The 15,988-nt window shown below is 66.3% G+C and carries 12 protein-coding genes; 7 read left to right on the top strand and 5 right to left on the bottom strand.

Going from position 1 to position 15,988, the window contains the following annotated elements:
• Window positions 1–284: 284 nt before the first annotated feature.
• On the bottom strand, window positions 285–962 hold the full coding sequence (locus tag HY058_12905) for a hypothetical protein (protein MBI3498198.1): 678 nt from the start codon (window positions 960–962) through the stop codon (window positions 285–287).
• A 478-nt stretch (window positions 963–1,440) separates the two neighbouring features.
• Between HY058_12905 and HY058_12900 the strand changes: the two genes are divergently transcribed.
• The 4 genes from HY058_12900 (at window position 1,441) to HY058_12885 (ending at window position 8,725) form a co-directional block, all read left to right on the top strand.
• Complete coding sequence (locus HY058_12900; GenBank protein MBI3498197.1) at window positions 1,441–1,662, top strand: hypothetical protein; 222 nt, start codon at window positions 1,441–1,443, stop codon at window positions 1,660–1,662.
• A gap of 13 nt (window positions 1,663–1,675) precedes the next feature.
• Window positions 1,676–2,146, top strand: coding sequence for a cupin domain-containing protein (locus tag HY058_12895; protein ID MBI3498196.1), 471 nt, complete (start codon window positions 1,676–1,678; stop codon window positions 2,144–2,146).
• A 305-nt stretch (window positions 2,147–2,451) separates the two neighbouring features.
• Window positions 2,452–7,278: an NAD-glutamate dehydrogenase gene (locus HY058_12890; protein MBI3498195.1), complete on the top strand. Its 4,827-nt coding sequence runs from the start codon at window positions 2,452–2,454 to the stop codon at window positions 7,276–7,278.
• Window positions 7,279–7,459: 181 nt separating this feature from the next.
• A complete protein-coding gene (locus HY058_12885) occupies window positions 7,460–8,725 on the top strand; it encodes an MFS transporter (protein ID MBI3498194.1) in 1,266 nt (421 codons plus the stop codon).
• A 135-nt stretch (window positions 8,726–8,860) separates the two neighbouring features.
• Here HY058_12885 and HY058_12880 read toward each other — a convergent pair whose 3' ends face one another.
• Window positions 8,861–9,868: an adenylate/guanylate cyclase domain-containing protein gene (locus HY058_12880; protein ID MBI3498193.1), complete on the bottom strand. Its 1,008-nt coding sequence runs from the start codon at window positions 9,866–9,868 to the stop codon at window positions 8,861–8,863.
• Between the two features lie 88 nt (window positions 9,869–9,956).
• Between HY058_12880 and HY058_12875 the strand changes: the two genes are divergently transcribed.
• Window positions 9,957–11,459: a M81 family metallopeptidase gene (locus HY058_12875; GenBank protein ID MBI3498192.1), complete on the top strand. Its 1,503-nt coding sequence runs from the start codon at window positions 9,957–9,959 to the stop codon at window positions 11,457–11,459.
• A 114-nt stretch (window positions 11,460–11,573) separates the two neighbouring features.
• On the top strand, window positions 11,574–11,960 hold the full coding sequence (locus tag HY058_12870; GenBank protein MBI3498191.1) for a DUF2306 domain-containing protein: 387 nt from the start codon (window positions 11,574–11,576) through the stop codon (window positions 11,958–11,960).
• A gap of 6 nt (window positions 11,961–11,966) precedes the next feature.
• Here HY058_12870 and HY058_12865 read toward each other — a convergent pair whose 3' ends face one another.
• The 3 genes from HY058_12865 to HY058_12855 all read right to left on the bottom strand — a co-directional run bounded on the left by HY058_12865 (window position 11,967) and on the right by HY058_12855 (window position 15,409).
• Complete coding sequence (locus tag HY058_12865; GenBank protein ID MBI3498190.1) at window positions 11,967–12,209, bottom strand: antitoxin MazE family protein; 243 nt, start codon at window positions 12,207–12,209, stop codon at window positions 11,967–11,969.
• Between the two features lie 36 nt (window positions 12,210–12,245).
• Window positions 12,246–13,754, bottom strand: coding sequence for an ABC transporter substrate-binding protein (locus HY058_12860; GenBank protein MBI3498189.1), 1,509 nt, complete (start codon window positions 13,752–13,754; stop codon window positions 12,246–12,248).
• An 86-nt stretch (window positions 13,755–13,840) separates the two neighbouring features.
• Complete coding sequence (locus HY058_12855; GenBank protein ID MBI3498188.1) at window positions 13,841–15,409, bottom strand: ABC transporter substrate-binding protein; 1,569 nt, start codon at window positions 15,407–15,409, stop codon at window positions 13,841–13,843.
• 149 nt (window positions 15,410–15,558) lie between these two features.
• Between HY058_12855 and HY058_12850 the strand changes: the two genes are divergently transcribed.
• Entirely contained in the window at window positions 15,559–15,741 is a 183-nt protein-coding gene (locus tag HY058_12850; protein ID MBI3498187.1) for a hypothetical protein, read from the top strand.
• The last annotated feature ends 247 nt before the right edge of the window (window positions 15,742–15,988 follow it).

Below are 15,988 nucleotides of genomic sequence, written 5' to 3'. Positions count from 1 at the left end.
GCGCGGCAAGCGATAGGGGTCGAAATTTTATTACTCTGACCGGACTTTCTAAGCCTTTGTATTAGCAATAGTGGTGCAGGAAAACCAAAGCGCCGAGAGAAAATGTATCCCCAAATCATTTCAGTTATCCACAGAACAAAATAGGTACTGATATAACGATTCGAATATCTGTCAATAAACGTTAACAGTATATATCATTCCGATATATCTGCCTAATATTGATTGTGGATCAACGGTGTAGAGATGGGGCCACCCGATGTCCGCGGGCGACCGGCGAGGCGCCCTTAGTCGATCGCGGGGGTGGCGTTCCGGTCGGTTTCCGGCGGCTTCCGGCCATAGACATCGCGGAAGGCCTGACGGAAATCCATGTCGCTCAGGCCCGGCAGCTCCTTCTGGGCGGCCTCCTGCAGAATCTTGCGGGACTCGTCCCCGCGCAGCGATTTGCGGGTGGCAAGCCAGACCCGGCAGGCCTGCAGCAAATCCCGGAGGACGCTCCCGTCCGGCCAGAAATCCGGCGGCGTCGTGCCGGTGCGCTCGCACCAGGCGCGGAACCCCGCCCGGGTGATATGGGCGCCGTCGATATAGACCCGGAGCAGGCGCGAGCGGATGCGGTCGTAATCGTCCTTCTTCCAATGGACGAGGGCGACGATGCCGGCGGACCCCGGCTCGGCCACGCCGGAAACGAACCGGCCAAGGGACTCCTCGCCGTCGGCGAGGCCAAACAGGCCCCCCGGTCCGGTCGGCGGCATGGCGACGAAGGTGCCCTTGTCGGGGGCGGCGCGAACCCAGAATTGGAAGGCTTCGGCCAGGAACTCGCCCCGCCAATAGCCGACCCAGAGCCGCGCATAGAGCTGCTTTGCCCTGACCTCGTCGCCCCCGGCCCAGCGCCGGGCGATGTCCCACAGCGGCAGCCGATCGTCCGCCGGCGGCGGCGCCAGCGGCTTTACCGGGACGTCGGACATGGCGCGGCAACGCCGATGCGTGCGGTTGAGGCGCAAAAAGAGAGTCCGGTGGCGACGCGCATCCCCTCCCCCCTGGGTCGCGGAGTCTACCATGCGAGGCCTCTGTGTACCCCTATCAGTGAAAATTGCAACAAATTCGTAGTGAATTAACGGTAACTATCCAGAAAATGCAGAAAGGACCAGTGCCGCCGCGATCAGGCGGCCCGCACGCCCCCGGCTCTGGCGCCGCTCAGCGATGACATCGTCCTCTTCCAGGGTCATGGCGTCCTCCTGGAGCGGATTCTAAGAGCATTTTAGTTAATTATTACTGAACTGCCTCCCCGGACCGGCTTTTCCCCCCTGGCATTCCCCTCCCTGGGGGTGAGGATCATCCCCTCCCATACCCTCCCTGGGCATTTCCCTGGGCCGCCCGGATCCCCATATCCTGGGCTTTGCCGCGTCCGGCTCCGAGGCGGCCCCGAGGAGATCATCCACACCGATGCCACAGCAAGAAATCCTGCCGCCGCTCCGGGACGACCGGGGCCGCCCGCCGCTGGAGCCCAGCCTCTGGCAGCGCCTGGCCTTCATGATCGGCGCCGCCATCATCGGCGCCGTGGCGCTCGGCCTGGCGCTCATCGTCTTTGCCTTCGGGCTGGCGCTTTCGGTGGGCATCGCCGCCTTCATCATCGGCGCGATCATCCTGCAACGAATCCTACGCTGAACGGGGGTAAGCGATGGCTCATGACCATGCACCGAACTGGCGCGAGGAAGGTGTGAAAGTCATTCCCGGCGACCAGCTCGACACCAACACCGCCCAGACCCCGGGGATGAATCGCGCCGCCGCCATCACCCGGGCCCGCGCCGGGGCGGAGAAGCTGTGGGCCGGCACGGTCACCATCCATCCCAACGCCAAGACCGGCGCCCACCACCATGGCGACCTCGAAAGCGTCATCTACGTGGTCAAGGGCCGCGCCCGCATGCGCTGGGGCGAGCGGCTGGAATTCATGGCCGAGGCCGGCCCGGGGGACTTCATCTATGTGCCCCCCTATGTGCCCCACCAGGAGATCAACGCGCTCGCAGACGAAGCGCTCGAATGCGTGCTGGTGCGCTCCGGCCAGGAGCCGGTGGTGGTCAACCTCGACATTGCCGCGGCCGAGCCGCCCGAAGCGGTGGCTTGGGTCGACAGCATCCACAAGGCGGGCTGAGCGGATTGCCCCCACCCCAGCCCTCCCCCAGCGGAGCTGGGGGAGGGAGTTAGAACGTGCGCCTCCGACTCCCTCCCCCAACTTGCTTGGGGGAGGGTCGGGACGGTTGCGGACGGGTCCTCCCGTCCCCAACGCCGCGCCGGGAGGATCCGGCGCGGCCGTCCCCGACGGGTGGGGGCAACGGTTGACGCAATTCGCCACTAATGCCGGCGGCTTTGTCCCTTGCCCGGCAATGGGCTAGGTTAAGGGAGTCGCACGCGACAAGGGCGGGGTAACCGACCCGTTGCGGTTGGGGGAGAACGCCGATGGCCACGCGCCAGAAACCCGAGGATCTCAAGGCCGCGCTTATCGATCAGGTCGCCGGGCTTGCCCGCGAGCGTCTGCCCGCGGCGAAGAGCCAGGAAGGCGAAGCCTTCATCCGGCGCTTCTATCAGAATGTGCCGCCCGACGACGTGCTCGGCGCCGACCCGCTCGAGCTCTTCGGTGCCGCCATCGCGCTCTGGCGCTTTGCCGAAACCCATCAAAAGGGCGAAGCCAAGGTCCGCGTCTACAATCCGCGCTTCGAGGAGGTGGGCTGGCACTCGACCCACACGGTCATCGAGGTCGTCAACGACGACATGCCGTTCCTCGTCGACTCGGTCACCGGCGAATTGAATCGCCAGGATCTGAACGTGCATCTGGTGATCCATCCGGTGATCGCCGCCAGGCGCGACGCCAAGGGGCATCTCCTCGAGCTGCTGCCGCCGACCAAGCAGGCCGACGATGCCCGCAAGGAATCGGTGATTCAGGTGCGCGTCGATGAGCGCACCTCGCCCGACGTGCTCGCCCGCATCCAGGCCTCGATCGTGGGCGTGCTCAAGGATGTGCGCGCCGCGGTCGAGGATTGGCGCCAGATGCGGGGGCGCGTGGTGGACGTGATCAAGGCGGTCGAGGCCTCGCCGCCGCCCTTGCCGGCGGAAGAGGTGAAGGAGGGGATCGAGTTCCTGCGCTGGCTCGAAGCCGATCACTTCACCTTCTTGGGCGCCCGCGAGCATCTCTATGAGGGCAAGGGCGACAAGGCGAAGATGGCGGTGGTGGCCGAGTCCGGCCTCGGCATCCTGCGCGATTCCGCCTACCACGTCTTCGAAGGCCTCCGGAACCGCGGCACCTTGCCCGACGAGCTGCGCCGGCTCATGGAGAAGCCGGCGATGCTGGTCATCGCCAAGGGCAATCGGCTGGCGACCGTGCATCGCTCGGTGCCGCTCGACTCGATCGCGGTCAAGAAATTCGACAAGGACGGCAACGTCGTCGGCCAGACCCAGGTCGTCGGCCTCTTTACCTCGGTCGCCTACAACCAGAGTCCCCGCGACATCCCGCTCCTCAGGCGCAAGATCAACGAGACCATCGCGCGCTCCGGCTTCGCCCCCAACAGCCACAGCGGCAAGAACCTCATCACCATCCTCGAAAGCCTGCCGCGCGACGAGCTCCTGCAGATGGGGCTCGACGATCTCTACGAGATCAGCGTCGGCATCCTCAATCTGCAGGAGCGCCAGCGCATCGCCTTGTTCGTGCGCAAGGACGACTTCCAGCGCTTCGTCTCCTGCCTCGTGTTCGTGCCGCGGGACTCCTACAACACCGACCTCAGGCTCAAATTCCAGGCCATCCTCGAGCAGGTGTTCAACGGCACGGTCACCAGTTTCTACACCCAGCTGACCGAATCGGTGCTGGCCCGCCTGCATGTGATCGTCAAGACGACGCCGGGCGCCATCCCCGAAATCGACATCAAATCGGTCGAGCAGCGGCTGGTGGAAGCGGCGCGCTCCTGGCGCGACCGGCTGAGGCAGGCCCTGCTCGAGGCCAAGGGCGAGGAGCGCGGGCTCGAGCTGTTCCACCGGTTCTGCGACGCCTTCCCGGCCGCCTATGTCGAGCGCTTCCCCGGCCAGTCGGTGCTGCCCGACCTCGAGCACGTCGATGAGGTCTTGAAGACCGGCCGGCTCGCCATGAACCTCTACAGCCCGCTCGAGGCGGAACCCGGCGAGCTGCGCTTCAAGATCTTCAATCTGGGCGACCCGGTGCCGCTCTCCGACGTGCTTCCGATGTTGGAGAACATGGGGCTCAAGGTGATCAGCGAGGTGCCGTTCGAGGTCAAGCCCGGCGGTACCGACAAGCATGTGTGGATCCACGACTTCGCCATGCGGCAGCGGGGCGCCGGCGAGGTCGACATCGCCAAGGTGCGCCAGCGCTTTCACGACACCTTCGAGCGGGTGTGGTCCGGCGAGATCGAGGACGACCGCTTCAACCGGCTGGTGCTGGGCGCCGGTCTCGCCTGGCGTGAGGTCGTGGTGCTGCGCGCCTATGCCAAATATCTGAAGCAGACCGGCTTCACCTTCAGCCAGCCCTATATCGAGGACGCGCTCACCGAGAATCCGGGCATCGCCCAGCTCCTGGTCAAGCTGTTCGAAGCGCGCTTCGACATCGAGGCGCGCAAGGACGCCGTTTCCGAGGTCGCCGGCTTGACCGTCGAGATCGAGCATGCGCTGGACGCGGTGACCAATCTCGACCAGGACCGCATCCTCCGGCGCTTCGTCAATCTCATCCGCTCGACCTTGCGCACCAACTACTACCAATCGGCCGCCGGCGGCGGACCCAAGGCCTACGTCTCCTTCAAGCTCGACAGCCACAAGGTGGAGGAGCTGCCGCTGCCCAGGCCCTTGGTCGAGATCTGGGTCTACTCGCCACGGGTGGAGGCGGTGCATCTCCGGGGCGGCAAGGTCGCCCGCGGCGGCATCCGCTGGTCCGACCGGCGCGAGGATTTCCGCACCGAGGTGCTGGGCCTGATGAAGGCGCAGATGGTGAAGAACGCCGTCATCGTGCCGGTCGGCTCCAAGGGCGGCTTCTTCGTCAAGCGTCCGGCCACCGAAGGCGGCCGCGATGCGGTCATGGCCGAGGTGGTGCGCTGCTATCAGACGATGATGCGCGGCATGCTCGACATCACCGACAATTTCGTCGCCGGCAAGGTGAAGCCGCCCGCCGACGTGGTGCGCCACGACGAGGACGATCCCTACCTCGTGGTCGCCGCCGACAAGGGCACGGCCACCTTCTCCGACATCGCCAACGGCGTCTCCTTGGAATACGGCTTCTGGCTCGGGGACGGCTTCGCCTCGGGCGGCTCGGCCGGCTACGACCACAAGAAGATGGCGATCACCGCGCGCGGCGCCTGGGAGAGCGTCAAGCGCCATGCGCGCGAGGCCGGAATCGACATCGCCAACCAGCCCTTCATCGCCATCGGCATCGGCGACATGGCGGGCGACGTGTTCGGCAACGGCATGCTGCGCTCGGACAAGATGAAGCTGGTGGGCGCCTTCAACCACCAGCACATCTTCCTCGATCCCGATCCGGATCCGGCCAAGAGCCTCGCCGAGCGCCAGCGCCTCTTCAACCTGCCGCGCTCGACCTGGTCCGACTATGACGCGAGCCTCATCTCCAAGGGCGGCGGCGTGTTCGAGCGGAAGGCGAAGTCGATCAAGCTCTCGGCGGAGACGAAGACCTTGCTCGGCCTCGAGCGCGAGCAGGCGACGCCGAACGAGGTGGTGCAGGTTCTCTTGCGCCGCCAGGTCGACCTCATCTGGTTCGGCGGCATCGGCACCTTCATCAAGGCGAGCGCCGAGCGCCACGTCGAAGTGGGCGACCGCGCCAATGACGCGGTCCGGGTCAATGCCGACGAGGTCAAGGCCACGATCATCGGCGAGGGCGCCAATCTCGGCATGACCCAGCAGGCGCGCATCCAATACGGGCGTACCGGCGGCCGGCTCAACACCGATGCCATCGACAATTCCGCCGGCGTCGACTGCTCCGACCACGAGGTCAACATCAAGATCCTGTTGAACGAGGCGGTCGCCGCCGGCGACCTCACCTTGAAGCAGCGCGACAAGCTCCTGGCGGAGATGACCGAGGAAGTCGGTCACCTCGTGCTGCAGGACAATATCGGCCAGAACCTGTCGATCTCGGTGACCCAGGCCGAAGGCGTGGACGGTCTCGAGGATCAGGCCCGCCTCATCCGCGCCCTCGAGCGGAGCGGGCTCCTCGACCGCGCGCTCGAAGGCTTGCCCAGCGAAGAGGCGATCGCCGAGCTCATGGCCCAGCGCCAAGGCTTGGCGCGGCCGGAGCTGGCGGTGCTGCTGGCCTATTCCAAGATGTCGCTCTACAACACGCTGCTCGCCTCCGATCAGCCCGATGATAAGCTGCTGGCGGTCGATCTCGCGGCGTACTTCCCCCACGCCTTGCGCGAGCGCTTCCCCGCCGAGATCGGCCGGCACCGCCTCAGCCGCGAGATCGTCGCCACCGTGATCGCCAACAGCATGGTGAACCGGCTCGGGCCGACCTTCGTCAACTCCATGCAGGAGAAGACCGGCTCGGGTGCGCCCGAGATCGCCAGGGCCTATCTGGTGGCGCGGGGCGCTTTCGGCCTGGACCGGCTCTGGCAAGATCTCATTGAGCTCGACCCCAAGGTGCCGAGCCAGATCCAGCTCAAGCTCTTCCGCGAGGTGAACCAGCTGGTCGAGCGGGTGACGGTCTGGCTGTTGAGCCACCGCAGCCCGCCCATCGCGGTCGAGCGCGAGATCGGCTCGCTCCAGCCGGCGGTGGCCGCCCTTGGCGACGCGCTGGCAAAGGTGCTGCCGGAGGCGGAGCGGATCGAGCTCGAAGCCCGCGCGGCGGCGGCCGCGGGCGTGGGCGTTGTCAAGGACCTGGCCTGGCGCGTGGCCGGCCTCGATTGGCTCGCGGCCGCTCCCGACATCGTGCGCCTGGAGGGCGATGTGATCGAGGTGGCGCGCATCTACTACGCCGTCGGCCAGCGCTTCGGCTTGGATTGGCTCCGGCATGCGGCATCGACCTTGCCGGCCGCCGGCGCCTGGGCGCGCCAGGCGATCTCGGCGGTGACCGACGATCTCTTCGGCCACCAAACGGCGCTGACCCGCCAGGTGCTGGGCAACGGCTCGAAGAACTCGAAATCCCTCGATGTCTGGGTCGACCAGCACAAGCCGGCGGTGGAGCGCGCCGACCGGCTCCTCTCGGAGATCAAGGCCGCCCCCGGCGTCGATCTCGCCATGCTCGCCGTCGCCAGCCGCCGCTTGCAGGATCTGGTGCACGCGTAACGACGGGTTTCCGCACTGTATTCGCCAATGCCTCGCTCGCGCGCATAACGCCGATGCCCCCACCCCAACCCTCCCCCGCATTCGCGGGGGAGGGAGCAGAACGCGCGCTTGCTGCTCCCTCCCCCAACTTGTTGGGGGAGGGCTGGGGTGGGGGCATTGCGCGCATCAATTGCATTCGCCCGTGACGGCCCGCCTCTCCGCCCTCATCGCCTGGTGCCTGTTCGACTGCGCCACCGCGGGCTATTTCGCCGTGATCGTGACCTTCGTCTTCGGCGCCTATTTCACCCAGGCGGTGGCGGCCGAGGCGACCTTGGGAACGGCACTCTGGGGCCAGGCCTCCAGCGCCGCCGGGCTCGTGGTGGCGCTATCGGCGCCGGCTCTGGGTGCCATCGCCGATCAAGGCGGGCGCCGCAAGCCCTGGATCGGCCTCTTCATCCCGCTGGCCGCCCTTGCCAGCCTTGCGCTGTGGTTCGTCAGGCCCGATCCGGCCTATGTGCCCCTCGCGCTCGGGCTCGTCGTGCTGGGCACCGTCTCGACCGAGTTCGCCCATGTCTTCTACAACGCGCTGCTGCCGACCTTGGTCAGGCCTGAGCGCCTGGGCCGGCTTTCCGGATTGGGGTGGGGGACCGGCTATGTCGGCGGCATAGTCTGCCTCGGCCTCGCCTTGACCCTGTTCATCCAGCCCGACGTGCCGGCCCTCGGCCTCGACAAGGCGACAGCCGAACAGGTTCGCATCGTCGGACCGTTGGTGGCGCTGTGGTTTCTCCTCTTCGCCGTCCCGCTCTTCCTGCTGACGCCGGACGTGCCACGGACCGGGCTTGCCGCGGCGGCAGCCTTGCGGCTGGGCTTAGCCGAGCTTGCCGGCACCCTTCGCCAGGCCCGCGCCCAGCCCAACACGCTCCGCTTCCTCATCGCCAACATGCTCTATATCGACGGGCTCACCACGCTCTTCGCCTTCGGCGGCATCTACGCCTCGGGCACGTTCGGCTTCAGCTTGGCCGAGGTCATCCGCTTCGGCATCGCGCTCAACGTCACTGCCGCACTCGGTGCCGCCCTCTTCGCCTTCATCGACGATCGGATCGGCGCCAAGCCCACGGTCATGATCGCGCTCGCCGGCCTGATGGCGAGCGGTGCTGGGGTACTGCTGGTCCACAGCGTCGCCTGGTTCTGGGCCTGGAGCCTCTTGCTCGGCACCTTCGTCGGCCCGGCCCAGGCGGCGAGCCGCAGCTTGATGGCGGCACTGGCACCCCAGGAGAAGCGCGCGGAGATGTTCGGGCTCTTTGCGCTCTCCGGCAAGGCGACGGCCTTCACCGGCCCCGCGGTGCTGGGCTGGGTCACCTATTGGACCGACAGCCAACGCTGGGGCATGGCGACCATCCTCGTCTTCTTCGCCGTCGGCTTCCTGATGCTGACCACGGTCACGCCGCCCAGGCGTGCGGGAATTTAGACCGCGCTCAGACCGTCGATTGCCCCCACCCCAGCCCTCCCCCGCCTGCGGCGAGGGAGGGAGCACGACATCGTCACTCCCTCCCCCACGAATGTGGGGGAGGGTCGGGGTGGGGGCGTCGGTACCGAATGCCTTCTACGTCCGCAACAGGGCGTAGAGCGTGATCGCGTCGGACTTGCCGCGAAGCGGTACCGGTCCAAGGGGCTCGACCGAGAGTCCGGCAGGCATGGGCGCCCGCTCGACCACGGCGGCCGAGGCGAGATAGGGGCGGTCGAGGGCGCGGCATGCATCCTCGATGCGGGCGGTCGTGTTCATGGTGTCGCCCAGCATGGTGATCTCGCGCTTGACGGCACCCAGCTCGCCGACGACCAGCGGGCCGGCATGGAGGGCGGCTCTGAACCGCGGCAGCGTGCCGAAGTCGCGCTCCCAGGTGCCACGGCGGGCGAGGACCGCCGCTTCGACGGCGAAGATGGTGGCGATCGAGCGGCCCTCGGCGATGCCGCGCTCGAATGGCCAGGTGACGATGATCTCGTCGCCGACATAGCGATAGATCTCGCCCTTGGCCGCCAGGATCGGCTCGGTGGCGGCCGCGACGAAGCGGTCGAGCATGAGGAGGAAACGCTCGGGCCCGATGCGCTCGGCGATCGCGGTCGAGCCGACGATGTCCAGCATCAGCACGACCCGCTCCTCGGTGCGCGGATGGCGGTAGCGCCCGGTCAGGAGTGCCACCAGGGTCCAGCCGCCGATGAGGCTGCGGATGGTGAAGGCGAAGTTGAACAGAACCGAGACGGCGAGCGCGAATACCATGCTGTTCAAGATTGGCAGCCGCATGCCGGTAGCACCGGGTGCGGCCAATGGCACGAGGATCAGCACCGGCAGGATGATGGCGGTGTAGAGCGCGATGCGCGCCAAGAGGGCCACGCCGAGGGAGAGACGGCGGAGAGCCTCGCCGGCCGGAGCGGTGAGGATGAATGCTTCGAGGCTCGAGATCCCGAAGCCGATCAGGCCACCGATCGCCGCGCCGACCCCGTCATCGCCAACGCCCGCGCCGCCGGCGCTCCGCGTCATGGCGATGCCCACGAGCGCGCCGAGGCCGATCGACCTGAGGACGATGCCCCAGCGCTGCCTGGTGATCGCACGCAAAATCCGTCTCCCGCCGCATCCGGCGCCCAACCATACTGGCGGGTCCGGATCCGCGCTATGCTCGAGCCGCTACTCTTGCGAGGTTTGCATGCGCCTCTTTACCGCCATGATCGCAACCGAGACCAACACCTTCTCGCCGCTGCCGGCCGGCCTCAAGCTCTACGAGGAGTGTTATCTCGTGCGCGGCGGCAGGCATCTCGAGCCCTACGAGCTGTTCGCGCTGCCGCTGGTGCGCTTTCGCGACCATGCGCGCAAATTGGGATGGCAGGTGGTCGAGAGCCTCGCCACCTTCGCCCAGCCGGCGGCGGCCACGCAACGGATTGTCTACGAGGATTTCCGCGACGAGGTGCTGGAGGATTTGCGCCGCGCCATGCCGGTCGACGTGGTGCTCCTGAACCTGCATGGCGCCATGGTCGCCGAAGGCTATGAGGATTGCGAAGGCGATCTCCTGACGCATATTCGCGCCATCGTCGGGCGCACGGTGCCGATCGGCGTCGAGCTCGATCTGCATTGCCACCTGACGGATGAGATGGTGGCCGCCTCGACCGCGATGGTGATCTACAAGGAATACCCGCACACCGATATCGGCGAGCGCGCCGACGATCTCTTTCGCATCATCCTGGATGCGCTGGAGGGCCGCACCAGGCCCAGCCAAGCGCTGTTCGACTGCCGCACGATCGGCCTCTATCCAACCACGGTCGAGCCGATGCAGAGCTTCGTCCAGCGCTTCTCGGCGCTGGAAGGCCGGAACGGCGTGCTGTCGGTCTCGGTCGGCCACGGCTTTCCCTGGGCCGATGTGCGCGAGGTCGGCAGCAAGGTGCTGGTGGTGACCGACGGGCGCGAGGAGGAGGCCGCGCGTCTTGCCGAACAATTAGGCCGCGAGCTCTACGCCATGCGCGAAGCGATCGAGCCGCCCTGGCTGGAGCTGGGGCCCGCCTTGGACCGCATGGCCGCCTTGCTGGCGGGCACGGAGAAGGACACCACCTTGGGCAAGGGCAGCCACAACGGTCCGGTGGTGGTGGCCGATGTCGCCGACAATGCCGGCGGTGGTGCCCCCTCGGACTCGACTCCGGTGCTGCGCGGGCTCCTCGCCCGCGGCATCGCCTCGGCCGCCGTCGGCTGCTTCTGGGATGCGAGCGTGGTCGAGGCGGCCGAGCAGCTCGGGGCCGGCGGTCGGCTCGCGATCCGGCTCGGCGGCAAGATCGGACCGGTTTCAGGCGATCCCATCGATCTCCAGGTCAGGGTGATCGGGGTCACGAACGATCTCCGCGACACTCTGAGCGGCGCCAGCATCGCGCTCGGCCGCGCCGCCGCCTTCCGCATCGAGGGCACCGAGATCGACCTGGTTGCCAACACCACCCGCTGCCAGGTCTTCACGCCGGCGGTCTTTAGCCGCTTCGGCATCGACGTCATGGCAAAGCAGGTGGTGTCGGTCAAATCGATGAACCATTTCCGCGCCGGCTTCGCGCCGATTGCCCGCGGCATCGTCTATGCGGCCGCTCCCGGCTGCATCGACGTCCACTACCGGCGGCTGCCCTACAAGAATGTGCGCCGGCCGATCTGGCCCCTCGACGCCAAACCTTGGGGGTGAGGATGATGATCGAAAGGATTCACCACGGAGGCACGGAGTGCACGGAGATGAGAAGACGCTTTACCGCGCTACGCGCGGAACGGTTCATTTCGTCTCCGTGATCTCCGTGTCTCCGTGGTGAACCCCTTCGTTCTCACCATCCACCTCGCGGCCACGCTCACGGCTTTGGGTCTCGGCGCCTGGCAGCTCGCGAGCGTCAAAGGCACCGCGCCGCACCGGTTGCGTGGCCGCGCTTGGGCGGCGCTGATGGTGGTCGTCGCCGTCAGCTCGTTTTGGCTGAGCTCGCCCAATAAGATCCCAAATTTCCACGGCTTCAGTCCGACTCATGGGCTTTCCGCATTCACCCTCTTCTCGCTCGCCATGGGAATCCACGCCATCCGCAGGGGCAGGCAGCGGGCGCATCGCTTCTGGATGATCGGGCCTTATATCGGCCTCATCGGCGCCGGCACCGCCGCGGTGCTGGTGCCCGGTCGCTTTCTCTATCTGCTTCTGTTCGGGTGATGCGGATCATTCAAATCTGATTTGTGAGATCGCATCGACGAATGCTTGATCTGCGGCTGAGTGCGGGCTCTTCGCGATCAGTCGGCACTGGCGCCGAGCCTCGGCCGCGAATTTCGGAGACCTCGTGTCCAGAACCCAAAATTGGACTGGGCGCAGCCCCTGCGCCCGCAGCGATTCGCGATGCGCGCGGGCCTTGTCACGGGATGCTTGCCGCGTTCGCCCTCGCGCCCGTCGCCTTTCTGATGCCATTGCCGCTGCCTCAACTCGATCTCAATCGCGCCTAACTCAATTGAGATCGGTGAAGCTGACGCGTGCCACGCCGTCGGGATAGGGGACATAGCCGGAGAGGCGCTGGCTCATCCCGTAGAACCATTTCTGGTGATAGAGGTAGATGAGCGGCCGGTCGCGGCCGGTGGTGAGCTGGGCGATCTTGCCCAGGGCCGCCACCCGGCCCTTGAGATCGGCGGTCATGCGTTCCTGATCGAGGAGCCGGTCGACCTCGGGGTTGCAGTATTTCGAGTCGTTGAGCGAGCCGGTGCAGTGGACCATGGCGTAGATGTTGCGGTCGACGTCCGACGCGCCGCTCCAGCCGATGAGGAAGGCTTCGAAGTCGCCTTTGGACGAGCGGGCAAGCGCGCTGGCGAACTCCATCACCTCGAGCCTGACGTCGAAGCCCGCCTCCCGCGCCAATTGCTGGATGACCTGGCCCACCTGCTGCGCCTCGGTGCCGTTGGGGACCATCAGATTGACCACGGGGTTGGGCTTGCCGGCTTCCTTCAAGAGCGCCTTGGCGCGCTCGACATTGCGCGCCGGCATCGGCCAATCGGCGTGATACTTGTTGCCCGGCGGGACCCATTGATTGCCCGGCGTGAATTCGCCGTTGAACACCACCTGGTTAATGGCATTGCGGTCGAGGGAGAGCTCGAAGGCCTCGCGCACCTTGGGGTCGCTGCCGATGGCGCTCTTCGCCCGCTCGCCATTGTTCAAATTGATGGTGATCCCCTGGTAGCCGATGGAGGTGATCTCGGCCAGGCGCAGCTTGGGATCGCTTTTGACCTGCTGGATGTCGGTCGGCTGGATGCGCTCGACGAAATCGAGGTCGCCCGACCTGAGATTGGCGAGCCTGACCGCGGCATCGGCGATCGGCCGGAAGACGATGCGATCCAGATGCACCCGGTCCTTGTCCCAGTAGCCGTCGAACTTGTCGACGACGATGCGGTCCTGCTGCACCCGCTCGACGAATTTGAACGGGCCGGCGCAGACCGGGCGATTGCCGAATTCGGGTCCGGCCGCCTTGGCCGCCGTCGGTGAGACCATCATGCCGCGGTCGCTGAGCGCGCCCAGGAGCGGCACGAACGGGGTCTTCAAATCGAGACGCACCGTCAGCGCATCGATGACGGTCGCCCCCTCGACCGCGGCGATCTCGCCTTTGCGGTTGGAGCCGGGGAAGGTCAGGTTGCGCTCGATGTTGAACTTGACCGCCTCGGCGTTGAAGGGGGTGCCGTCATGGAAGCTCACACCCTTCCTGAGATGGAAGGTGACGGCGCGGTTCTCCGGCGCCCATTCGTAGCTGGTGGCGAGCTGGGGCACGAAGTTGAGATCGGGATCGATCTCCAAGAGCTTGTCGCAGAGCGCTGCGAACACCATGCGCCCGACATAGGTGCGCCCAAGGGTGGGATCGAGGATGTCGGGATCCTCGGCCAGGCCGAAGCGGAGCGTCTTCGCCTCGGCGGTACCCAAGGATCCCGCGGCAAGCGTCAGCAGGGCGGCTAGTGCAAAAACGATTGAGCGCATGCGCTGTCTCCTGCGGCGATTGCCCCTCCTCAACACGAGCGAGGGGGCGGCCAGAGAGGCTAGTCTGGACCCGCCGATGGCGCCCTTCACTTCTTGGCGATGTTCCACAGCACCAAAGTCGGCGTTGAGAGCACGCCGTCCAGGCTCTTGCGCCAAGCGGCCGGGGCCGAGGCTTGGCCGACATTGACGTAGGGCACGGTCTCCGCCAGGCGCTTGTGCATGGCCTCGATGAGCAGGCGCTGCTTTCCCGCATCCGGCTCCCTGGACCACGCCAGGCGCATGCGCTCCATCTCCTGATCGCAGAACCAGCCGAACCACGCCTTGTCGCAGGCGCCGCTCATCGGCGTGAACTGGATGGGGTTGCTCAAGAGCCCTTCCCAGCGGGTATGGAAGATCGACCAGCCGCCATTGGCCGGATCGTTCTTCGAGGTGCGCTTGGAGGTGAGTGTGGCCCAATCCATCGCCTCGATGCGCACGGTGAACCCCGCCTTCTTCAGGTTCTCGGCAGTCAGCAGCGCGGCCCCTGCGGTCGGATGGTCGGTCGGATGCATCACCACCACCGGCTCGCCCTTGTAGCCGGCCTCCGCCAAGAGCGCCTTCGCCTTGGCCAAGTCGGGCTTGCCCAAGGGCGGATCGCCCGCGTGCGATTCATAGGGGCTGCCGCAATAGAAGAACGAGGTGCAGTTCTTCCAGAAATCCTCGTTCGAGCCCATCGCACCCATATAGGCGTTCTGGTCGATGGTGTAGACGAGCGCCTGGCGTGCCTGGAGCTTGTCGAAGGGCGGCTGCAGGTGATTGGGCCGGAGCACGATCATCGAGCCCAATTTGGTGATGACCTGGACCACGACCTCCGGATTCCGGGCGAGGATCGGCACCAGGTCCAGGGGCGGCACCTCCATGAGATCGACTTCGCCGGCATTGAGGGCCGCCACCGCGGTCGCCGCATCGGGGATGTAGCGCCACTCGACCCGATCGACGCGGGCAAGCTTGCCGCCGGCCAGCATGCTGGCCGGCTCCCGCCTGGGCACGTAGTCAAGGTTGCGCTCATAGGCGACGAGATGGCCGGGCGACCAATCCTTGCTCGCGAACTTGTAGGGGCCGGAGCCGATGTTCTCGGTGATCTGGGTGAAGCCGTCGGTCTTCGCCACCCGCTCGGGCATGATGAAGGGCACGGCGGCGCCGATCTTGGCGAGATTGTCGATGAGCTGCCCGTAGGGCTCCTTCAGCTGCCAGACGATGCTGCGATCGCCTTCGGCCTCGAGCGAGGCGGTGAGGCTGAAGGCGATGCGGCCTTCATCGTCGCGCTGCGCCCAGCGCCGGAGCGAGGCCACGACATCGCGCGCGGTGACCGAGGGACCGTCATGCCATTTCAAGCCGGGCCGCAAGGTCAAGCTGTAGCGCAAGCCGTCGGGGCTCACCTGATAGGATTCCAGCATCTGCGGCTGCGGATGAAAGCCGTCATCCATCGCCAAGAGCGTGTCGTAGATCATGAAGGCGTGCGTGGTGGTGATGGTCGCCGTCGTCCAAATCGGATCGATGTTGCGGAGATCGGCGTAGGGCACGACCTTGAGGGTCTTCTGGTCCAGGGCCTGGGCCGGGACGAGGCCGCCGGCAAGCATGAGCACGGCGCCGAAGAGCTGGGGTGCCAGTCGCATTGCCATCCTCCCTTTTGTCTTATTTCGCCATGCTATCAGCTGCCCCGCCGGCCGACGATGCCGGCCTTTGCCATAAATCCCGAGTTTTACTTCCTGTTAAGAGCTTGCCCCTAGGGTTGCATTCAGCAACCGCGATCGAGGAGCGCGCGATGGACGGCGAAGACGGGACGCTCACGCATCAGCGCCGTGTGCAGGAGATCGGCGGCTGGCTGTCCTTAGCCGGAAGGCTGCCGCATCCGGTCGACCGGCCGGGCCCGGTCAAGACCGCGAAGCAGGCCCTGGAAGGCACCGATGAAAAGCTGAATCCGTTCCCGTCTGGCTTTAGGGTCTGATAGCGACCCTCACCCGCCTCGCTATCGCTCGGCACCCTCTCCCGCGGTGCGGGCGAGGGGCCACGAACCCGATATCCTGCTCCCTCTCCCGCACCGCGGGAGAGGGCTGGGGTGAGGGTCTTGCTCCTCTAGGCCGAACTTTACCCATTTTTCGAGCAAGGCGCTGATGTGACTCGCATTTGGTTGCGGGTCCTGACTACAGCGTCGGTTGGAGGGCGAGCAGATCGAAGGCGCGGCGCTGGGTTTG

This window comes from Pseudomonadota bacterium, from assembly GCA_016195085.1.
GTDB lineage: Bacteria > Pseudomonadota > Alphaproteobacteria > SHVZ01 > SHVZ01 > JACQAG01.
The sequence above is the reverse complement of the archived record's forward strand: the minus strand, read 5'-3'. Positions and strand labels throughout refer to the sequence as shown.